Origin of the sequence: Streptomyces sp. NPDC006296 (assembly GCF_040613235.1) — a bacterium.
GTDB lineage: Bacteria > Actinomycetota > Actinomycetes > Streptomycetales > Streptomycetaceae > Streptomyces.
Genome location: NZ_JBEXRT010000016.1, coordinates 110,728 through 131,319, shown reverse-complemented (window position 1 = coordinate 131,319; position 20,592 = coordinate 110,728). Strand labels below are relative to the sequence as shown.

General features: G+C 71.5%; 18 protein-coding genes and 1 riboswitch. Of the genes, 11 read left to right on the top strand and 7 right to left on the bottom strand.

Annotated elements, in window-relative coordinates; translation table 11 throughout:
• Window positions 1-12 precede the first annotated feature (12 nt).
• Window positions 13-140: riboswitch (SAM riboswitch) on the bottom strand.
• A 153-nt stretch (window positions 141-293) separates the two neighbouring features.
• Window positions 294-1,244 carry a glucosyl-3-phosphoglycerate synthase gene (locus ABZ172_RS14120; protein ID WP_356883723.1) on the top strand — a complete coding sequence of 317 codons (951 nt, stop codon included), beginning with the start codon at window positions 294-296 and terminating at the stop codon, window positions 1,242-1,244.
• Window positions 1,245-1,313: 69 nt separating this feature from the next.
• Window positions 1,314-2,690, top strand: coding sequence for a trehalose-6-phosphate synthase (locus ABZ172_RS14115; protein WP_356883667.1), 1,377 nt, complete (start codon window positions 1,314-1,316; stop codon window positions 2,688-2,690).
• Between the two features lie 84 nt (window positions 2,691-2,774).
• On the opposite strand, the gene otsB is transcribed toward ABZ172_RS14115, so the two are convergent.
• The 3 genes from otsB to ABZ172_RS14100 all read right to left on the bottom strand — a co-directional run bounded on the left by otsB (window position 2,775) and on the right by ABZ172_RS14100 (window position 5,496).
• The gene (gene otsB / locus ABZ172_RS14110; RefSeq protein WP_356883665.1) at window positions 2,775-3,629 is read right to left on the bottom strand and encodes a trehalose-phosphatase; all 855 of its coding nucleotides are present in this window, start codon (window positions 3,627-3,629) and stop codon (window positions 2,775-2,777) included.
• Window positions 3,630-3,819: 190 nt separating this feature from the next.
• Window positions 3,820-4,161, bottom strand: a complete 342-nt coding sequence (locus ABZ172_RS14105) for a DUF3263 domain-containing protein (RefSeq protein WP_356883663.1) — start codon at window positions 4,159-4,161, stop codon at window positions 3,820-3,822.
• Window positions 4,162-4,218: 57 nt separating this feature from the next.
• On the bottom strand, window positions 4,219-5,496 hold the full coding sequence (locus ABZ172_RS14100; RefSeq protein ID WP_356883661.1) for an extracellular solute-binding protein: 1,278 nt from the start codon (window positions 5,494-5,496) through the stop codon (window positions 4,219-4,221).
• 207 nt (window positions 5,497-5,703) lie between these two features.
• Between ABZ172_RS14100 and ABZ172_RS14095 the strand changes: the two genes are divergently transcribed.
• From ABZ172_RS14095 to ABZ172_RS14085, 3 genes are all read left to right on the top strand, one after another.
• Complete coding sequence (locus ABZ172_RS14095) at window positions 5,704-6,636, top strand: ROK family protein (RefSeq protein ID WP_356883659.1); 933 nt, start codon at window positions 5,704-5,706, stop codon at window positions 6,634-6,636.
• Window positions 6,636-7,790 carry an N-acetylglucosamine-6-phosphate deacetylase gene (gene nagA, locus ABZ172_RS14090; protein ID WP_356883657.1) on the top strand — a complete coding sequence of 385 codons (1,155 nt, stop codon included), beginning with the start codon at window positions 6,636-6,638 and terminating at the stop codon, window positions 7,788-7,790. The genes ABZ172_RS14095 and nagA overlap by 1 nt, the downstream gene beginning before the upstream one ends.
• 171 nt (window positions 7,791-7,961) lie before the next feature.
• Window positions 7,962-8,894 (top strand): 1-phosphofructokinase family hexose kinase, encoded by a 933-nt coding sequence (locus ABZ172_RS14085; protein ID WP_356883655.1) that lies wholly within the window; start codon window positions 7,962-7,964, stop codon window positions 8,892-8,894.
• 75 nt (window positions 8,895-8,969) lie between these two features.
• Here the strand turns inward: ABZ172_RS14085 and ABZ172_RS14080 are convergent, their stop codons facing one another.
• Together ABZ172_RS14080 and cdgB are read right to left on the bottom strand one after the other, a co-directional pair.
• Window positions 8,970-9,959 (bottom strand): carbohydrate-binding protein, encoded by a 990-nt coding sequence (locus ABZ172_RS14080; RefSeq protein WP_356883653.1) that lies wholly within the window; start codon window positions 9,957-9,959, stop codon window positions 8,970-8,972.
• Window positions 9,960-10,091: 132 nt separating this feature from the next.
• A complete protein-coding gene (gene cdgB, locus ABZ172_RS14075) occupies window positions 10,092-11,744 on the bottom strand; it encodes a diguanylate cyclase CdgB (protein WP_356883651.1) in 1,653 nt (550 codons plus the stop codon).
• Window positions 11,745-12,090: 346 nt separating this feature from the next.
• On the opposite strand from cdgB, the gene ABZ172_RS14070 reads away from it, so the two are divergent.
• Window positions 12,091-12,597 (top strand): flavin reductase family protein, encoded by a 507-nt coding sequence (locus ABZ172_RS14070; protein ID WP_356883649.1) that lies wholly within the window; start codon window positions 12,091-12,093, stop codon window positions 12,595-12,597.
• Window positions 12,598-12,721: 124 nt separating this feature from the next.
• On the opposite strand, the gene arfB is transcribed toward ABZ172_RS14070, so the two are convergent.
• Window positions 12,722-13,156 (bottom strand): alternative ribosome rescue aminoacyl-tRNA hydrolase ArfB, encoded by a 435-nt coding sequence (gene arfB / locus ABZ172_RS14065; RefSeq protein WP_069171362.1) that lies wholly within the window; start codon window positions 13,154-13,156, stop codon window positions 12,722-12,724.
• A gap of 172 nt (window positions 13,157-13,328) precedes the next feature.
• On the opposite strand from arfB, the gene ABZ172_RS14060 reads away from it, so the two are divergent.
• From ABZ172_RS14060 to ABZ172_RS14040, 5 genes are all read left to right on the top strand, one after another.
• The gene (locus ABZ172_RS14060; RefSeq protein WP_356883647.1) at window positions 13,329-13,904 is read left to right on the top strand and encodes a TerD family protein; all 576 of its coding nucleotides are present in this window, start codon (window positions 13,329-13,331) and stop codon (window positions 13,902-13,904) included.
• 280 nt (window positions 13,905-14,184) lie between these two features.
• Window positions 14,185-15,762 carry a M4 family metallopeptidase gene (locus tag ABZ172_RS14055; RefSeq protein ID WP_356883645.1) on the top strand — a complete coding sequence of 526 codons (1,578 nt, stop codon included), beginning with the start codon at window positions 14,185-14,187 and terminating at the stop codon, window positions 15,760-15,762.
• Between the two features lie 130 nt (window positions 15,763-15,892).
• A complete protein-coding gene (locus ABZ172_RS14050) occupies window positions 15,893-16,396 on the top strand; it encodes a hypothetical protein (RefSeq protein WP_356883643.1) in 504 nt (167 codons plus the stop codon).
• Between the two features lie 39 nt (window positions 16,397-16,435).
• Window positions 16,436-18,628, top strand: coding sequence for a hypothetical protein (locus ABZ172_RS14045; RefSeq protein WP_356883641.1), 2,193 nt, complete (start codon window positions 16,436-16,438; stop codon window positions 18,626-18,628).
• A 2-nt stretch (window positions 18,629-18,630) separates the two neighbouring features.
• Entirely contained in the window at window positions 18,631-19,650 is a 1,020-nt protein-coding gene (locus ABZ172_RS14040; protein WP_356883639.1) for a hypothetical protein, read from the top strand.
• 32 nt (window positions 19,651-19,682) lie between these two features.
• Here ABZ172_RS14040 and ABZ172_RS14035 read toward each other — a convergent pair whose 3' ends face one another.
• The gene (locus ABZ172_RS14035) at window positions 19,683-20,240 is read right to left on the bottom strand and encodes a heme-binding protein (RefSeq protein ID WP_356883637.1); all 558 of its coding nucleotides are present in this window, start codon (window positions 20,238-20,240) and stop codon (window positions 19,683-19,685) included.
• Window positions 20,241-20,592 lie beyond the last annotated feature (352 nt).

The window sequence follows — 20,592 nt, the reverse complement described above, 5'->3', positions numbered from 1 at the left end:
GGAGGCCCTTTCTCCTCATCTTCCTCGCGACGTATTTCGCCGCAAGACGGAATTGGCACCTTCCCCACCGTGGCCTCACGGCCGGCAGGAGGGTTGCCGGGACTTCAACGGGCCGTTCCCTCAGTCCCTCTGGATGAGCGCTGTGGCACCGGACCATCGATCCGGGCGTTTATGGGCGGACCGACCCCGACATGCGAGGGTCATCCGCGTTGTTCAAGACTGTAACCGAAGCACCGGACGGTTGAGATAGTCGTCCGACCCGCGAGATGGATCACATACAGGGAGTACCGACCGTGCTGGAAGAGGTGGAACGCTGGCTGACCAGGCGTTCCTGGTCTGCTGCCGACCGCCCGCTCGACCGTCTCACGGCCGCCCGGGCGAAGGATCCGCACCGCTCGCGCGTGAGCGTCGTCCTGCCCGCGCTGAACGAGGAGGCGACGGTCGGGGCGATCGTGGCGGAGATCCGGCGCGAGCTGATGGAGAAGACACAGCTCGTCGACGAACTGGTGGTGATCGACTCCGGTTCCACCGACGCCACGGCCGACCTCGCGCGACGGGCCGGCGCCCGGGTCGTGCACCGGGACTCCGTGCTCCCCCGGATACCCGCGCTCCCCGGCAAGGGCGAGGTGCTGTGGCGGTCCCTGCTGGTGACCACCGGGGAGATCGTCTGCTTCGTCGACGCGGACCTGAGGGACTTCTCCGCGGAGTTCGTGTCCGGCATCGTCGGCCCGCTGCTGACCGATCCCCAGGTCCACTTCGTGAAGGCCATGTACGACCGGCCGCTGGGCGACACCGCGGGACAGGGCGGCCGGGTGACGGAGCTGGTGGCCCGCCCGCTGCTCAACCTGCACTGGCCGCTGCTGGCCGGCTTCGTCCAGCCGCTCGGCGGCGAGTACGCGGTGCGGCGCTCGCTGCTGGAGCAGCTCCCCTTCCCCGTCGGGTACGGCGTGGAGCTGGGCCTGCTCGTCGACGCGCTGCACACCGTCGGCCTGGACGCGCTCGCGCAGGTGGACGTCGGTGTGCGCAGGCACCGCCACCAGGACGGCCAGGCCCTCGGCCGGATGGCCGCCGCGATCTACCGCACGGCCCAGCTGCGGCTCTCCCGCGGGGCCCTGGTGCGGCCCGAGATCACCCAGTTCGAGCGCGGCCCCGGCGGCTTCGTCCCGCGCACCCACGCCGTGGACACCGAGGAACGGCCGCCGATGCGGGAGGTGGCCGAGTACGCCGAGCGTGACGCGGCGTGACCGAACACGCGTCCGGGTTCCCGCCCGCTCCACGTTTGGAGGGATACCGGACGGGCTAGGTTCGGGTACATGGTCTCCGCGCACGCTGCCCAGGTCCTCGTCGCGTCCAATCGCGGCCCGGTCTCCTACACACGACGGGACGACGGCACACTCGACTCCAGACGCGGCGGTGGCGGGCTCGTCTCCGGCCTGAGCGCCGTCGACGACAAGCTGTGGGTGTGCGCCGCCCTCAGCGACGGCGACCGCGAGGCCGTCCGGCGCGGGGTGTCCGAGCCGGGCGTCCGGATGCTCGACATCGACGCCGGGGTCCACGCCGACGCCTACAACGGCATCGCGAACTCCGTGCTCTGGTTCGTCCACCACATGATCTACCAGACCCCGGTCGAGCCGGTCTTCGACGCGGAGTTCCGCCGCCAGTGGGCCTCCTACGAGACGTACAACCGCGCGTTCGCCCAGGCCCTGGCCGAGGAGGCGGGCGAGGGCGCCGCGGTCCTGGTGCAGGACTACCACCTCGCCCTGGTCCCCGGCATACTGCGCGAGCTCCGCCCCGACCTGCGGATCGGGCACTTCTCGCACACCCCCTGGGCGCCCGTCGACTACTTCCGGCTGCTGCCCGACGACATCGGCGAGCAGCTGCTCAACGGCATCCTGGGCGCCGACCGCGCCGCGTTCCTGACCCGCCGCTGGGCGGACGCCTTCATCGGCTGCTGCACGGAGATCCTCGGCGGCACCGGCCGCACCCGGATCGGGGTGCACGGACTGGGCGCCGACGCGGACTTCCTGCGCCGCCGCTCGCGCGAGGCGGACGTGGACGCGCGCATGGAGCTCCTCCGGGACCAGGTCGGCGCCGGCCGGCGGACCATCGTGCGGGTGGACCGCACGGAGCTGTCCAAGAACATCGTCCGGGGGCTGCACGCCTACCGCGCCCTGCTGGAGGAACGCCCCGAGTGGCGCGGGCGGGTGGTCCACATCGCCTTCGCCTACCCCTCCCGGCAGGACCTCGCGGTCTACCGCGACTACACGGCCGAGGTCCAGCGGGTCGCCGACGCCGTCAACGCGGAGTACGGCACCGGGGACTGGACCCCCGTCCTGCTCCACGTCGACGACGACTTCGCCCGCTCCCTGGCGGCGTACCGGCTGGCGGACGTGGCGCTGGTCAACCCGATCCGCGACGGCATGAACCTGGTCGCCAAGGAGGTGCCGGTCGTCTCCGACGAGGGCTGCGCCCTGGTCCTGTCCCGCGAGGCGGGGGCCTACGAGGAGCTCGGCGCGGACGCCCTGGTGGTCAATCCCTACGACGTCTCGGCCACGGCGGACGCGCTGCACGAGGCGCTCACCATGGAGCCCGGCGAGCGGGGCGCCCGCTCGAAGCGCCTGGCCGCCGCGGCGACCGCGCTGCCGCCGCAGCAGTGGTTCCTGGACCAGCTGGACGCGCTGCGGGAGTAGGGGCTCCGCCCGGTCGTCACCGGCGGGAGCGCCCGGACCCCCGGCCGCGGCGGCCGGTGGGCCCGGCCGCCCGGTCCGCCGGGCTCACCGCCCGGCGTCGGCCAGCTGTCCCCCGAGCGTCCCGAGGAGCTCCGCCACCGCTGCCGGTCCCGGCAGCAACAGGTCCGCGCGCTCCGCGAGTTCGGGGACCTCGGAACCGCTGCATACCAGCAGGCCGTTGATCCCCCGGGTACGGAGCTTCTCCACGGCGGCGTAGGCGGCGAGGTCGCCGAGGTCGTCGCCGGCGTACAGCACGGTCTCGGCGCCGACCTCCTCGACGTATCCCTCCAGCGCCACGCCCTTGTCCGTCCCGGCCGGCCGCAGCTCCAGGACCAGGCGGCCCGGTTCGACGATCAGGCCGTGCCGGGCGGCCAGCTCGCCCAGCGGACCGCGCAGCGACTCGAAGGCCCCCTGCGGGTCGGCCGCCCGGCGGGTGTGCACGGCGACCGCGCGGCCCTTCTCCTCGATCCAGGTGCCGTCGTCGGCGCCCGCCCGGGCGAGCACGGCGGGGAGCTCCGCCCGGACGGCCTCCACCCCGGGGTCCGGCGCGGGGGCGTGGACGGCGGCGGTGGCGGCGTCCCAGCGTTCGGCTCCGTAGTGGCCGAGCACGACGAGGTGGTCCAGGCCGGCCGCACCGGCGAAGCCGCCGTACCGCACCGCGGTGTCGGCCGGACGGCCGGTGATCACGGCGACGGCGGCGACCCGGGGCGCGAGCACGGACAGCGCGGGGACGACGTCGGGGTGGGCGCGGGACCGCTCCGGGTCCGGGACGATGTCGGCCAGCGTCCCGTCGAAGTCCAGCGCGACGACCGCGCGGGAGGGCCGGGCGAGGAGTGCGGCGAGGCCTTCGCGGCCGGCCTGGGTGGACGGGATCGGGAGGGGGTGTGCCGGGTTGCCCATGCGGGTGAGCGTAGCGGGCGGGCCGCCGCACCGCCCGGCTCCCCTCCCCGCGGGCGCGACCCGGGACGGGCCGGGTCCGCGGAACGCGGGGCCTGCGGATCGCGGGCCTGACCGCGGCCGGGCGCGCGGATCGCGGGCGGGCCGGGCCGACGACGTGCGCGCGCCGTCTCTCTCCGGCGCGGGCGGCGGCTCAGCGGCGTCCGCGCCGTGCCTCGCGGACCCGCCGGAGGCGGTTCACGGTGACCGGGTCCTCCTCCAGCGCACGCCGGTCGTCGAGGAGCGCGTTGAGCAGCTGGTAGTAGCGGACCGGTGAGATCCCCAGCTCCTCCCGGATCGCCCGCTCCTTCGCGCCGGGACCCGGCCAGGAGCGCCGCTCCAGGGCCAGCACGGCGCGCTGCTGAGCGGGGAGCGGGGCAGCGCCATCGAGGCCGGCGGGGCCATCAGGGTCGGCAGGGCCATCGGGGCCGGCGGGGTCATCGGGATCGGCAGGGCCATCGGGGCCGGCGGGGTCATCGGGGTCGGCGGCGGTCATGTCGACCAACCTACCCAGGGCACCCGGGGACCGCGGTCCGGGCGGGGCCGGACCGCCCTACCGCACACTCTCGGCCTGCCGGGCCTCGGTCGCGATGGTGCCGAGGACGCTCTCCGGGTTGCCTCCGGGCTCGACCGCGGAACCGATCCTCTCCTTGATCATCTCGCTGACCTGGGCCCACGAGGTCTTGCCGAAGGGGTACAGCTGCGAGTTCGGCAGCGCCGACAGGAACGCGTGCAGCTGTGCCTGCTTGCCGTCGGCCTCCATCGCGGTGGAGGCCGTGCTGGTCACGGGCAGCAGGTCGTACTGGTCGGCGAAGGCCAGCACGTTGTCGTCCTGGTAGGCGAAGTCGAGGAACTTGCCCGTCTCCACCCGGTGGCCGTTCTGCTTGAAGCCCATCATCCAGTCGGCGACGCCCATCGAGCCGGTGGCCGGACCGTCGGGGCCCGGGAGGGGGACCATGCCGACGTCGACGCCCTTCTTCTCGGCCTCCTGCATCAGGGTGGGGTGCCCGTTGAGCATGCCCACCTCGCCCTCGGTGAAGGCGTCGAAGGCGGTCGCCCGGTCGAGCTTCCCGGGCGCGACGGGGCCGGTGAGCCCCTTGCCGACGAGGTCGTTCTTGAGCCAGCGGAACGTCGCCACGTTGGCCTCGGAGTCGATCGCGTAGTTGCCGACCTCGTCGGTGTAGCCGCCGCCCCCGCTGAGCATCCACATCAGGGTCTCGGCCTGGGACTCCTCCTGGCCGAGGGGCAGTGCGAAGGGGTAGGTCACACCGCGCCTGTCGAGCGCGGCGGCGTCGTTCCTGATGTCGTCCCAGGTCTGCGGGGCTCCGAGGCCGGCCTTGGCGAAGAGGCCCTTGTTGTAGAAGAGGAGCCGGGTGCTGGCCACGAACGGCAGCCCGTACAGGCTGCCGTCGACCTCGCCCGCGTCGGTGAGCGAGGGCAGGAAGTTGGACGAGGTGCGGATGGCGATCATCTCGTCGGCGGGGTAGAGCTTGCCCGCCTTCGCGTAGTCGGCGTACGCGCCGATCTGGGCGATGTCGGGGGCCTCGCCGGCCTTCACCATCTCGGCGACCTTGCGGTCGACGTCCTTCCAGGAGTAGACGCTGACCTCGACCTTGATCCCGGGGTTCGCCTTCTCGAACCGTCCGACGAGGTCGTTCCAGTAGGTCGCCGAGCTGTTGCCCGCACCGGTGCCGTAGTCGGCCGCCACCAGCCGCAGGGTGACGTCGCCGCCCCCGGTGTCCGCACCGCACCCGGACAGCGTCGCCGTCATACCGAGTGCGGCCACTACCGCGGTCAGACCAACCAAGCGCCGCTGCACAGCCCTGCCCATCCCTACGTCGATCGAAGCGGGCACCACCGATCCGGCGACGCGTCCGCGGTCATGCCCCACCTCCGGGCGGAGATGCGCACCACCAGGAGGTCTACACCACTTGTCCACGGATTCGACAATCGAAGGACTGTCCCATTTTGTATGGGTGCTCAACAAACCGGGATAGTGGACTAGACCTTTTTGGGGTCGCCGGGCGAAACTGTCTCCGTGAGACACGTCATCGCCCTCGATGTGGGCGGCACAGGAATGAAGGCCGCTCTGGTCGGGGCCGACGGCACCCTGCTCCACGAGGCGCGCCGGGCCACCGGCCGGGACCGCGGTGCCGACGCCGTCGTGGAGACCATCCTGGGCTTCGCCGCGGAGCTGTACGCCCACGGCGAGGAGCACCTCGGCGAGGGAGCCGTCGCCGCGGGCGTCGCCGTGCCCGGCATCGTCGACGCGGAGCGCGGGATCGCCGTCTACGCCGCCAACCTCGGCTGGCGCGACGTGCCCCTGCGGAAGCTGCTCGGCGAACGGCTCGGCGGCGTACCGGTCGCACTCGGCCACGACGTCCGCACCGGCGGACTCGCCGAGGGGCGGATCGGCGCCGGCCGGGACGCGGACCGCTTCCTGTTCGTGCCGCTCGGCACCGGGATCGCCGGCGCCATCGGCATCGCGGGCCGCATCGAGGCGGGCGCCCACGGCTACGCGGGCGAGATCGGTCACATCGTCGTCCGGCCGGACGGCCCGGACTGCGGCTGCGGACAGCGCGGTTGCCTGGAGACGCTCGCCTCGGCCGCCGCGGTGTCCAGGGCCTGGGCCGCCGCCTCCGGCGACCCCGGCGCGGACGCCGCGGACTGCGCCCGGGCCGTGGCCTCCGGCGACCCGGCGGCCCTGCGCGTGTGGCAGGACGCCGTCGACGCGCTCGCCGCCGGACTCGTCACCGCGCTCACCCTGCTGGACCCCCGCACGCTCATCATCGGTGGCGGTCTCGCCGAGGCGGGGGAAATCTTGTTCACACCACTGCGTGCGGCCGTCGCGGGACGGGTCACGTTCCAGAAACTGCCCCACATCGTCCCGGCGGCCCTCGGGGACACCGCCGGATGCCTGGGCGCAGGGCTGCTCGCCTGGGATCTACTCTCCACGGAGGTATCCGCCTGATGGCCGGACGCGCAGACAGCACGGTTCTCGCAGGTGCCCGGGTGGTGCTTCCCACCGGGACCGTCGAGAACGGCCGGGTGATCGTCGAGGGCACCCGGATCGCCGGCAGCACGACGGCGGACGCCCGGACCGTCGACCTCTCGGGACACTGGGTGGTCCCCGGATTCGTGGACATCCACAACCACGGCGGCGGCGGGGCGTCCTTCGCCACCGGCACCGCCGAGGACGTCCTGGCCGGGGTGCGGGCGCACCGCGCACACGGCACGACGACCGTCGTCGCCTCCACCGTCACCGGCGAGACGGACTTCCTGGCCCGCCAGGCCGGCCTGCTCTCCGAACTGGTCGAGCAGGGCGAGCTCGCCGGGATCCACTTCGAGGGCCCCTTCATCTCGCCGTGCCGCAAGGGCGCCCACAGCGAGGCGCTGCTCCGCGACCCCGACCCGGCCGAGGTCCGCAAGCTGCTCGACGCGGCGCGCGGCACCGCCAGGATGGTCACCCTCGCCACCGAACTCCCGGGCGGCATCGAGTCCGTACGGCTGCTCGTCGAGCACGGGGTGATCGCCGCGGTGGGCCACACGGACGCCACGTACGAGCAGACCGTCGAGGCGATCGACGCGGGCGCCACCGTCGCCACGCACCTCTACAACGCGATGCCCGCCCTCGGCCACCGCGCCCCGGGCCCGATCGCGGCGCTCCTGGAGGACGAGCGGGTCACCGTCGAGCTGATCAACGACGGCACGCACCTGCACCCCGCCGCCCTCGGGCTCGCCTACCACCACGCGGGCGCCGACCGGGTCGCCCTGATCACCGACGCGATGGACGCGGCCGGTGCGGGCGACGGCCTCTACCAGCTCGGACCGCTCGCCGTCGAGGTCAGGGACGGTGTCGCGCGCCTCGTCGAGGGCGGCTCGATCGCGGGCTCCACCCTCACCCTGGACACCGCCTTCCACCGGGCCGTGACCGTCGACCGGATCCCCGTCGAGGACGTGGTGCGGTCCATCTCGGCCAACCCGGCCCGGCTCCTCGGCCTGGACCACCGGATCGGCTCGCTGGACCCGGGCAAGGACGCCGACCTGGTGGTCCTGGACGCGGACTTCACGCTCAGGGGCGTCATGCGCCGGGGCGAGTGGATCGTGCGGCCCCCCACCGTCTGACGGTGCGTCCGGGCCGGGCGCGGGCCCGGCCACAGGGCGAACGAATAACGAAGAGACGGCGGTTGTCCGGGAGACCTGGGACGGCCGTCGCCTCTTTGGCATGATCACCGGGAGCGGCGCCGCGGGGGACGGCGCGGCGACGGACCACGAGGGAACCGGGGGCCGGTACGGGTGATCCTGACCGTCACGCTGAACACGGCGCTCGACCTGACGTACACCGTCCCCGCCCTCGTCCCGCACACCAGCCACCGGGTCCGGGACGTGACCGAACGCCCCGGCGGCAAGGGCGTCAACGTCGCCCGGGTGCTCGCCGCGCTCGGCCACGACACCGTCGTCACCGGCTTCGCCGGCGGCCCCACCGGAACCGTCCTGCGCGAACTCCTCGGCGCACTCCCGCACCGCCCCGCCGACGCGCTCGTCACCGTCGCCGGAAACACCCGCCGCACCCTCGCCGTCGTCGACCGCTCCAGCGGCGACACCACCCAGCTCAACGAACCGGGCCCGCACATCGACGCCGGTGAATGGGCCTCCCTGCTGGGGACGTTCGGGGACCTGCTCCCCCGGGCCGCGGCCGTCGCGCTCTGCGGCAGCCTCCCGCCCGGCGTCCACGTCGGCGCCTACGCGGAACTCGTCCGCCGCGCCCGCGCCGCCGGGGTGCCGGTGCTCCTGGACACCGGCGGTGAGCCGCTGCGCCGCGGCATCGCCGCCCGGCCCGACCTCGTCAAGCCGAACGCCGAGGAGCTGGCCCGGCTCACCGGGACCCGCGAGCCCCTGCGCGCCACCCGCGACGCCCGCCGCCGCGGCGCGCACGGCGTCGTCACCTCGCTCGGCCCGGACGGGCTCCTCGCCGTCACCCCCGACGGCGACTGGCGGGCCGCACCGCCGTCCGCCGTGCCCGGCAACCCGACGGGCGCGGGCGACTCGGCCGTGGCCGGACTGCTCTCCGCCCTCGCCGAAGGGCTCGGCTGGCAGGACCGGCTGACCCGCGCGGTGGCCCTGTCGACCGCGACCGTACTGGCCCCGGCAGCGGGCGAGTTCGACCGCGCGGCCTACGAGGACCTGCTGGGGCGGGTCACCGTCGAACCGCTCGCACCGGCCGCCTGAACGGCCCCGGGAACGACCGCGTCCCGGCTCGCTGGGCGATACCGGGACGACGGGGTGCTGCACCTCAGCGGCGGGTCAGCCCTTGACGTGACCCGACTTCAGCGACAGCTGGTCGAGGTTCGCGTCGCACGAGTCGCCCTCGTTGCACGACAGCATCAGCTTGTTCGAGCCCTTGTCCAGCTGGACGTACGCGTACGTCATCGTCCAGCCCTTCTCCAGGTCGCCCTCCGCGGCGTGCGCGAAGTTCGTCATGTTGATCGAGCGCGGGTCCTGGTCGTTGACCGTGAGGGAGGTCTTGGCGTCCTTGCCCGGCACGCCGTACGTCACGTACAGCGTGTACGCACCCGCCTCCGGCACGTCGACCGTCCAGGTCGCCGAGCGGCCGACCTCGTTGAGGTTGATGTACTGCCCGTTGGCGCTCTTGGCACCCTTGACGGTGTTGTCCAGCGAGGCGCTGCCCCCGAGGGTCAGCGTCGCCGCGTCCTGCTCGGGCAGCTCGACCGGCTTGTCGGACTGCTTCTCGGACGGCTCCGGCTTCGGGGACTCGTCGACCTGGTCCGACGGACCCTGCGAGGATCCGGCCTCTTCCTTCTTGCCGTCGCTGTCGTCGCCCGTCATCAGGGCCGCGCCGATGCCGATGAGCACGACCGCGACCACGGCGACCGCCGCGATCAGCAGCGCCCTGGTGTTCGGCCCGCCGCGGCCCGGACCCGAACCCCGGCCGCCGCCGTGGCCCACGGACCCCGACTGCACGGTGGCCGCACCACCCGGGTACGTCTCCGGCGCCGCGTACTGCGCGTTCGGCTGGCCGTACTGCTGCTGGGGCTGGCCGTACTGCTGGGGCTGGCCGTACGCCTGCTGCGGCACCTGTCCGTACTGGCGCTCACCGACCGCCCGCACCTGGTTGTACGACGTTCTCGGCCTGCCGGGCTGCGCGGCCGGACCGGGGTAGCCGTAGCCGCCCTGCCCGGGCGGCTGTGCGCCCGCCGCCTTCCCGTCCGCGTACAGATAGCCGAACGGATCGTCGTCCTCGGGCTTGCTCGCGCCGTTGTTCCCGGCCGTCATCCCTGGGTCACTCCTCACCATGTCGCCAGCCGTCGCCGACCGGCCGAGCCTACCCCGAACGGAGCACACGTCGAATTGCCCTCGGCCCCCCGGAAAACCGGGCGGTGCACGGGAACGGCCGGGGCGTGAACGTCAGCCGGCTCTGCGGTGAACCTTGGAACGGGACCGCTTCTCCACGTACATCCGCTGGTCGGCGGAGTGCAGGACCTCTTCCGCGGTCATTCCGCACTCGGCCCAGCCGATACCGAAACTCGCCCCGACCCTGACGGCCCGGCCGTCCACCCGGATGGGCGGAATGATGGCGTTACGCAAGCGTACGGCCAGATCGGCGGCGTCCGCCGCCCCGAGACCCTCCGCGAGGACGACGAATTCGTCACCCCCGAGCCGCGCGACCGTGTCACCGTCCCGTACGCAGGTCGTCAGCCGCCGGGCGACCTCGATGAGAACCGCGTCACCCGCGTGGTGCCCGAACCGGTCGTTGATGGACTTGAAGCCGTCGAGGTCGCAGAAGAGGACCGCGAGCCCCTTCGTCCCGTCGTCGCGGTCCGGGTCGGGCGCCACGCTGTGCACATGGTGGTCGTAGGGGCCGACACCCGGCGCGACCTCGCCCTCGTACCCGTCCGCCCGGTAGGCGTGCGCCGGGCTCTCGACGTCGCCGTAGGCCGCGTCCAGTGCCTCGATCGGGGAGGAGGCGACGGAGTGAGGCCTCTCACACAGGCGCGCACCCAGCCGGGAGCGCAGCTCGGCGCTGTTGGGCAGACCGGTGAGCGCGTCGTGCGAGGCGCGGTGCGCGAGGTGGAGCTCGTTGCGCTTGCGCTCCTCGATGTCCTCGACGTGGGTGAGGAGGAAGCGCGGGCCGTCGGTGGCGTCGGCGACCACGGAGTTCCGCAGCGAGACCCAGAGGTAGGTGCCGTCCCGGCGCCCGAGCCTCAGCTCCGCGCGCCCGCCCTCGGCGGAGGTGCGCAGCAGGGTGCCGATGTCCTCGGGGTGGACGAGGTCCGCGAAGGAGTAGCGGCGCAGGACGGACGCGGGGCGTCCGAACAGCCGGCAGAGCGCGTCGTTGGTGCGGAGCAGCCTGCCGTTCTGGTCGCCGCCGATCTCGGCGATGGCCATGCCGCTGGGGGCGTACTCGAAGGCCTGGCGGAAGGATTCCTCACTGGCCCGCAGCGCCTGCTGCTCGCGCTCCAGCCTGACCAGGGCACGCTGCATGTTTGCTCGGAGGCGAGCGTTGCTGATCGCAATGGCCGCCTGGGAGGCGTACATCTGGAGAGCCTCGCGCCCCCAGGCGCCGGGACGGCGGCCGTTGCGCGGCCGGTCGACGGATATGACCCCCAGGAGGTCCGCGCCTCCGCCGGAGGCGTACATGGGGGCGTAGAGGCGGTCCAGGGGGTGCCACTCGTCCTCGAAGCGGGGCTCCGGACCCTCGGTGTGCCACTGCGGCACGTCGTCGTCGAGGAGCACCCAGCCCTCGGTGTGGGGTATGAACCGGAGCTCGTCCCAGGCCTCGCCCATCGACAGCCTGCGCTCCCAGGACTCGCGGGAGCCGACCCGGCCGGTGATCAGGGCCTCCGCGGCGCTGTTGCCGGCGAGCGCGGCGACGACCAGGTCACCGTCGGGGCGGACGAGGTTCACGCAGCCCAGCTCGTAACCGAGGCCTCCGACCACGCCGTCGGCCACCGACTGCAGCGTGTCCGCCAGGCTCCGCGCCGTGTTGAGATCAGCGACGGCCTGGTGCAGATGCCGCATGGTCGCAAGACGGACGTACGGCTCCGACTCGGCCTCCATTGCTCGCACTCCCCGAGACCTCGACAGCAACTCCAGGTTTCATATCGACGTACTGGCTGACGTGTCACGGCCACTGAATCACAGTGAGCTGTGCACCCGGTACACAGGGTCAACTAATATCGCACTCTGTGGCCCAAGTCACAAGACTTGGCAAAGGCCGCCTCCGACACTCCGAACACTCCCGTTCTGTGGCAGAAGCAAAGCGGTACGCATGGTTCCGGAGTCCTAGGCCCTGGATGGTCCCTTGGTCCGATGTGACACGGCGGCCCGCGGCACTAGCGTGCCCGGTGTGCCGCAGAAGACTCCCCCCGCCCCGCGTCCCGAAGCCGTCCCCCATGCTGAGGGGGTGAGCAACGACGAATTCCGCGCCGCCCTGTCCCGTCTGGCCGCGGGCGTGGTGCTGGTCACCGCCCAGGAGCCGCCGCTCGACGAGCACGGCAGGGGCGAGGACGTGGGGATGACGGCGACCGCCTTCATGTCGGTCTCCCTGGACCCGCCCCTGGTCATGGTCAGCCTGCGCAACGACTCACGGATGGACGACCTGCTGGCCGAACAGCCCCTGTGGGCGGTGTCCGTGCTGACCGGCGGCCAGCGGCAGGTCGCCGCCCGCTTCGCCATGAAGAACCGGATCAGCGACCGGCTGCTGTTCGAGGACGTGCCCTGCACACGGGGCCCGATCTCGCGAGCACCCCTGGTGGACGGGGCCCTGGCCACCCTGGAGTGCCGTACGGAGCAGCGCGTCCCGGCCGGTGACCACATGCTGGTGATCGGCCGCGTGCTGTCGGCGGAACTGCCGCACCCCGAGGGCGAACCGCTCACCTACTTCAAGGGCCGCTACCGGCTGCTGGGCTGACCGGCCGGGCCTCCCTCAGGGACACACCACCCGGTGGCGGCCTCGGGCTGCGGGCTGCGAGCACCCGGCTCCCGGCTCCCGGCTCCCGGCTCCCGGCTCCCGGCTCCCGGCTCCCGGCACGGTCTCACCAGTCGCGGCCGGAGCGCCCGCGCTTCGTGTCGCCGCGCTGCTTCTTCTCCCGCAGGCGCCGCTCGTTGATGCCGCGGGGGATCTTCTTCTTGAGGCGCGGCTTGGGCGGCGGGGCCGTCGCCTCCGCCAGGAGCGCCGCGAGCCGCACGGCGGCCGTCTCACGGTTGCGCCACTGGGAGCGGTGCTCCGAGGCCCGCACGGACACCACGCCGCCGACCAGCCGGCCCGCGAGCCGTTCGAGGGCGCGGGCCTTCCAGACCTCGGGCAGCGCCTCGGTCGCCGCGAGGTCGAAGCGGAGCTCCACCTGGGAGTCGCTCGTGTTGACGTGCTGTCCGCCCGGCCCGGAGGACCGCGAGAAACGCCACATGAGTTCGGCCTCCGGCAGGGAGACCGAACCGCGGATGACATAGGGACCGGACATGACTCCCATGTTCCCCGCCCTCCGGCCCGTTCGTCACCTTCTTTTGCGAGCGCTCGGCCAGAAGTTCGGCAAAGAAAGTAAAGCGAGCTGGAACCTGGTGGTCTCGTGTCTGCGTTAGGACGGGTGACGGTAGCTTTCGTGATGGCACGAAGCCCGCACACGACGAGGAAAGGGACTTCCCATGGCTGTAAGCCTGTCCAAGGGCGGCAACGTCTCGCTCACCAAGGAGGCCCCGGGCCTGACCGCCGTCACGGTCGGCCTCGGCTGGGACGTCCGCACCACCACCGGCACCGACTTCGACCTGGACGCCTCGGCGATCGCGGTCAACACCGCCGGCAAGGTCTACTCCGACGGCCACTTCGTCTTCTTCAACAACAAGGCGACGCCGGACCAGACCATCGTCCACACCGGTGACAACGTCACCGGCCAGGGCGAGGGCGACGACGAGCAGATCAACGTCAACCTCGCGGGCCTCCCGGCGGACATCGACAAGATCGTCTTCCCGGTCTCCATCTACGACGCCGAGACGCGCAGCCAGAACTTCGGCCAGGTGCGGAACGCCTTCATCCGCATCGTCAACCAGGCCGGCGGCACCGAGATCGCCCGCTACGACCTCAGCGAGGACGCCGCCACCGAGACCGCGATGGTCTTCGGCGAGCTCTACCGCAACGGCGCCGAGTGGAAGTTCCGTGCGGTGGGCCAGGGTTACGCCTCGGGCCTGCGCGGCATCGCCCAGGACTTCGGCGTCAACCTCTGACGCCACCGCTCTCCGGGAGCCCCCGCACGACTCCGGTCGGCGGGGGCTCCCGTGCGTCCACGCCCGGTGTTCCCGCGCGCCCCGGTCCCCCTGCGCGGCCCGCCCGTTGACGCCGTCCGCCCATGCCTCGAGGGCGTCATATAACGGACAAGAACGAACTCCAGTCGGACAAGAACTGGTCAAAAACTTGTGAGGCAATTGTTAGTGACCGGTCAAAGTCGTTCATTCGGTGGCACGCTCTCCGCTCGTAACCCCCACAGGAACGAGCAACGGAGAAGGCATGACCCCCCACATGAACACCCGTCGCGCCGCCGCCCTGACCGCAGTTGCCGCGATGGTCGTCGTCGCCGTCCAGACGGGTACGGCCACGGCCGGCACCACGGCCGGTGACAGCACCGCCTCTTCGTCCGGCGCCACCACCCTCGGCGTGAACACCGCCACCCAGCGCACCACCGCCCTGCGCACCGCGCAGAGCGACGCCCCGGCCGCCGCACAGGCCCTCGGACTGGGCAGCCAGGAGAAGCTGATCGTCCGTGACGTGGTCAAGGACGCGAAGGGCACGGTCCACACCCGCTACGAGCGCACCTACGCCGGACTCCCGGTCCTCGGCGGCGACCTGGTCACCCACACCGCGGCGGACGGGAAGTCCAAGGGCGTCGACAAGGCCACCGAGGCCCGCATATCCGTGCCGTCGACGCAGCCGAAGCTGAAGGCGGCGGCGAGCGCCCGCAAGGTCGTCTGGGCGGGCGACGGCAAGCCGGCCCTGGCCTTCGAGACCGTGCGCAAGGGCGTGCAGAAGGACGGCACCCCCAGCGAGCTGCACACGATCACCGACGCCAACACCGGCAAGAAGCTGCACAGCTTCGAGGCCATCGAGACCGGCACCGGCAACAGCCAGTACAGCGGCGAGGTGACGCTGTCGACCACCAAGGGCTCCTCGGACTTCGAGCTGACCGACGGTGACCGGGGCGGCCACAAGACGTACGACCTCGACCAGGGCCAGACCGGCACCGGATCCCTCGTCACGGACGCCGACGACACCTGGGGCGACGGCACCGGCGACGACCGCCAGACCGCCGCGGTCGACGCCCACTACGGCGCCGCGACGACCTGGGACTTCTACAAGAACGAGCTGGGCCGCGACGGCATCGCCGGGGACGGCAAGGCCGCGTACTCCCGCGTCCACTTCGGCACCGGCTACGTCAACGCCTTCTGGGACGACAGCTGCTTCTGCATGACCTACGGCGACGGCGCCGACGACAAGAGCGCCCTCACGGCGATCGACGTCGCCGGCCACGAGATGAGCCACGGGCTGACCGCCGCCACCGCCAACCTCGACTACTCCGGCGAGTCCGGTGGCCTCAACGAGGCGACCAGCGACATCTTCGGCACCTCCGTCGAGTTCTACGCCGACAACGCCACCGACCCCGGTGACTACCTCATCGGCGAGAAGATCGACATCAACGGCGACGGAACCCCCCTGCGCTACATGGACGAGCCGAGCAAGGACGGCGGCTCGGCGGACTACTGGGACGAGAGCGTCGGCGACCTCGACGTCCACTACTCCTCCGGCGTCGCCAACCACTTCTTCTACCTGCTGGCGGAGGGCAGCGGCGCCAAGACCATCGACGGTGTCGACTACGACTCCCCGACCGCGGACGGCTCCACCGTCACCGGCATCGGCCGCCAGAAGGCCTACCAGATCTGGTACAAGGCGCTCTCCGTCTACATGACGTCGACCACCGACTACGCGGGCGCCCGTGAGGCGACCGAGAAGGCGGCCACCGACCTCTTCGGTGCCGACAGCACCGAGTTCAAGGCCGTCGACGCCGCCTGGACCGGCGTCAACGTCAAGTAACCCCCAGCGCATCCGGGAGCCGGTCCGCCTCTGGCGGACCGGCTCCCGCCGTTGCCGTACCGCACGGCCCCGGACGTTCCACGAGGCACACCAGCACCCACGCCGTTGATACTTGTATGTTGGTATGCACGTGAGTACGGCACGGCACATCAAGCACGACCAGGCAGGCGGGGGCTGGAATTCCATGGCGTGGGACGAGTGGGAACAGATCAAATCCACCCAGCGTGAGAACCCGGCTACCGGTATGCAGCTCAACCAGCTGCCCGCCGACCCAGGGGGTCCCCCCGTGTACGGCCCCTTCGCCCCCTCCTTCGCGTCGTCACCGGCCCAGAAGAAGGCCGCGGCCGAGGCCATCGACGAACACATCCTCGGGGACACGCGTAGCGCGGGCAAATGGGCCGACGAGGCCAACAGCGCGGCGGTCAAGGCGTTCGGCCCCAAGGACGCCGACGGCTGGGACACGGCGAGCGCCCTGAAGTCGGCGGACAAGGCGTGGGACGCCTCGGTCCGAGTGCTCTGCAACCGGCTCTCGTCGGAGAGCGCCTCCTTGCGCGAGACCCGGCTCCAGTTCCGGTCCGACGATCTCGGCATCGGTACACAGCTTCGCGGCACCTCGACCATCGACGGGCTCTGAGGGGGAGGGGGCCACACCATGCCGAGCTATCACGAAGTCATGACGACGGACCTGTCCGCGCTGACCACCGCAGCCGACAAATGGGAGTCGATGGCCGGGGAACTGGCCAAGGTCGAAGCCGCCTACAAGCGGAACGTGCACGGAATCAGTCTCGGCCCTGCCTGGGTGGGGCAGAGCGCCGAGGCCGCCAACCGCCGCTTCGACATCACCCTCAAGGAGTACTCGGGGGCGCAGACCGAGGCCAAGGCCATCGCGTCGCTGATCAGGGACGCGCACACCCAGTTCGTCGAGCTGCGGGGGAAGGTGAAAACCGCGGTCCACGAGGCCGTCGCCGCCAGGATGACCGTCTCCGACCGGGGTCAGTGCCGCCTGGACTTCAGCAAGCTGACGGAGGATGAGCGCTTCACCGCCCACCACGACCCCGATCTGCGTACCACCGAGCAGGCGTGGACCGACCACATAGCCAAGGCTGTGCAGGCGGTCGCCGACGCCGACACAGGATTCGCCGTGGCCATGAAGGCGGTCACCAAGGATGACGACGACCGCGACGGCACCGAGGGCGGCTTCAACCACAAGGCCACCGGCGACATCGAGGGTTATGAGGCGAAGGCCGCCGCCGCGACCGCGATGAAGCTCAACTCGGGCGAGAAGGTGTCCGACGCGGAACTGGCCGAACTGGAACGCTCGCTGCGCGACAACAGCGGGAACAAGGAGTTCAGCCAGCCTTTCCTCGGGAAGATCGGCGCGGACGGCACGATCAAGCTCGGCAACAAACTGTTCGACATGGCCGAGCACGACAAGAGCAGCCGCACCCAGCTGCTGGGGATGCAGCGCGAGCTCGCCAACTCCATCGCGAACGCCACCAAGGCCCCGGAGACCGCCAAGGAGCGTGCCTTCTACGACGAGTTCACCAAGGAGCTCAAGGAGAACGGCACCAAGAGCTTCGGCGAGTCGAACAACCCGATCAAGGGTTACTCGGGATTCGTCGCCGTGATGAACATGGCCGACGAGAAGTTCGACCCCGACTTCATGACCCAGCTGGGCGACGACATGATCGCCGCCGAGAAAAAGGACAAGGATCTCTTCGTCCAGATCGGCGCCGGCCACGACGGCATCCGGGCCGATGCCATCGACAATCTCCTCGGCGTCATGAGCCGCGACCCTGACACCGCGACCGCCTTCCTCGACCCCGGCCCGGACCCCGACCAGGGCAACGGCAGGCTGGAGTACCTCACCGGCCACGGCGAAGGCGCCCGCGAGTGGCCCAAGCTCATGCTCTCCCTCTACCCCAGGGTCGAGGTCGACGACCCGTACGGGCACGCCGGTCTCGGCGCCGCGTTGGAGGCGGCCACCACCGGTCACCCCCCTCTGTCCGAGGGCGAGTCCAACGGCCGCCCGGGTCCGCACAGCCCGGCCCAGGCCCGGGTCATGCAGAACACGATCGAGTTCCTCGACGCCGGGGCCTCAGGCGACGACGTTCCGAAGAACATGCACCAGAACCTGGCGAACGCCATCGCCGACTACGCGGCCGACAACCACAACATCCTCGCGGAGAACGACAGAAATCGCTACGGCAGCCCGGGCGGCAAGGAAGACATCTGGCAGAGGGACGCCGACGCGGGGATCAGCGTCGGCAAGGACTCGCTCGTGCGGGTCATGCGCGGCGTCACGGAGGAAACCGAAACCGCCGAACTGCTCTACGCCACCCAACGCGACTACGCTTTTGAGCAGTTGGTCAACACCCCTGCAGACGGCGGCGACGGACACGTGCGCTGGATCAACCCCGCCAATGATCTGGGACAGGTCATGGGGGTCATGAACGGCATCGGCTCCGACGTGATCCACGACCAGACCGAGGCGAGGATCGCAGACACCAACGACCAGGCCAGGTACGCCTACCATGTCATCGGTGCCCCGGTCACCGGCCTGCCGGTCCTCGGCGATGCCGCACAGCGGCTCATCGACGCGGGCACGTACGAGTGGTCCAAAGACGCCATCGCGTCAGCGGAAGCGGCAGACCGGGAGAAGACCTCCGGACACTACAGTGCGGGCGTCGACGGCACGTACACCCTCATCGACGCCTGGGCAAAGGACCGAGGCGTCGACGTCACCGATCCCGACAACAGCAAGAACGACCCGACCTGGGACGCCTGGGACAGAATGAGCAAGGAAGCGAAGCAGTCGTATTCAGGAGGACGCAGCGATGCTGCGACCTATCTGGGACGGGATTAATCATGGATGCTGAATCATCCCGGAAGCGCCGCTGGCCCTGGCTGGTCACGGCCGGCGTCTGCGCACTGGCCGTGGTGGCGGGTGTCACGGTGGCGACCAACACCAATGTCCTGGGGCCCCGTGACCTGTGCGACGGCCGTCTGAGTAGCGAGGACGCCGGGAACAGCCTCGACGGCTTCGGCCGGGTGACCGGAAAGACCAACTATGCCGACGGCTGCTTCCTGGCGCAGTCCGGCTGGCTGCCGGGCGCCAAGGACGCGCGGCTGGCTCTCGAGCCCAGGTCCGTCAACGCCGTCGATCCCTTCGGCAGAAGTGGGTGGGACATATCCGGTGCCCAGAACATCTTGCCCGGCGCCCTGCCCGGCGCCTTCGACCAGCACGGCAACGGTTGGGTTTCCCTTCCCTCCGACTGCGCGTCCATAGCCGCCGGAACCTCACGGGGATCCCGTACGGTCCTGCACGTCAACGTCGAACAGGGTGAGGTGGACCCGGCGGAGCTCGCCCGGCTGGCGCAGGGAGCCGCCCGCGAGCTCGCCGTCGATCACGATTGCGCACCTCCCGATCCGGAGGCTGGGACCGCCGGGACGGACCTCCTCGAGGCGTCCGCGGTGACCAGGAGCGATCCCGCCGCAGTGTGCGCGCTGACCGGCTTCGCCCTCGCCGCCACGGCCCCTGCGGGCAGTCCGCTGCAGGAGCAGACCTCGGGCTCTCGCGACGGTGCCTGGTTCTGCGACCTCTCCCTCGAACAACCCGCCACAGGCCCGGACAGTGACCAGGAGCACGGGGCCTTCGCCCGCCTCGCAATCGTCCAGAACCCCGCGCTCCTGCCCGGCGCGAAGGAGCGGGGATTCGCGCATGCCGTCTGCGGCGGCAAGGAAACCTACTTCGCGACGGACAGCCTCACCTTCGAATGGGCCTCACCGGAGACCGAGAAGGAACGCGCCGCAGCCTCCTTCTTCCGCGAGTCCGACGTGCAGGACCGCTTCATCGCCGCCGCGCGCGCATCGCTCGACTGCGACTGACCGGACGGCTGCCGCGCTCGCCGGTCCGGCCGTCACCGGCCGAGCGCGGCGACACCCGCCGCGGCGAACTTCTCGTCCAGGTCGCCGCTCGGGGCGCCCGCGACGCCGACGCCCGCCACCGGGGCGCCCTTGGCCTCCACGGGCGCGCCGCCCGCCAGGAACAGGGTGCCGGGGATGTCCTTCAGGTTGGGGGCCTGCTCCAGGCGCTCGACCAGCTCGGAGGTGGGCGCGTTCCAGGAGACGGCGGTGTACGCCTTCTTCACGGCCGACTCCGGGGACTGCGGGCCCGCGCCGTCCCCGCGCAGGGTGACGACGGTGTTGCCGTTGCGGTCCACGACGGCCACCGAGACGCGCTGGTTCTCCTTCTTCGCGGCATCCAGGGCGGCCTGCGCGGCCTTGGTCGCGGCGGCGACGGTCAGGTGCGTGGACTGCTGGAGGTTGCGGTCGGCGGCGCCGGCCTTCACCGCGGCGGCGGGCGCCGCGGCCGGGGTGGAGGCGCTCGCGGACATCGCGCCGACGGTTCCGGCACCGAGCGCCGCGGCGGCGACGGCACCGGTCAGGACACGGGTGCGCAGGGACATCTTCTTCATGGTGGGCTCCTCGGGTGAAGGTCGGCTCGGCTCGAACCGTTCTGCTTCGCGTTCCGGACTCCGGTTTCGGCTCCGCGTTCCGGGTTCGCGTGTCGTCTTCCGATATCGATCCTCCGGCCGGAACCGGGCCAGCACGGTCGGCGTACCGGCTGGAAGCCGCACCCGGGTCGGCCGACGGCCCCGTCAGCCGATCGGTTGATGCGGAGGTGGCCCGCAGGGGTGACCATGGGATGTCCACGCAGGTCAGCGGCTGCGCGGTGACGCGACAGAGCAGGTCATGGACGAGGGAGCGCGGGGTACGACGTGCGGCGGAACGGAACCGGGCCCGACCCGGAGCGAACGGCGTCGGCCG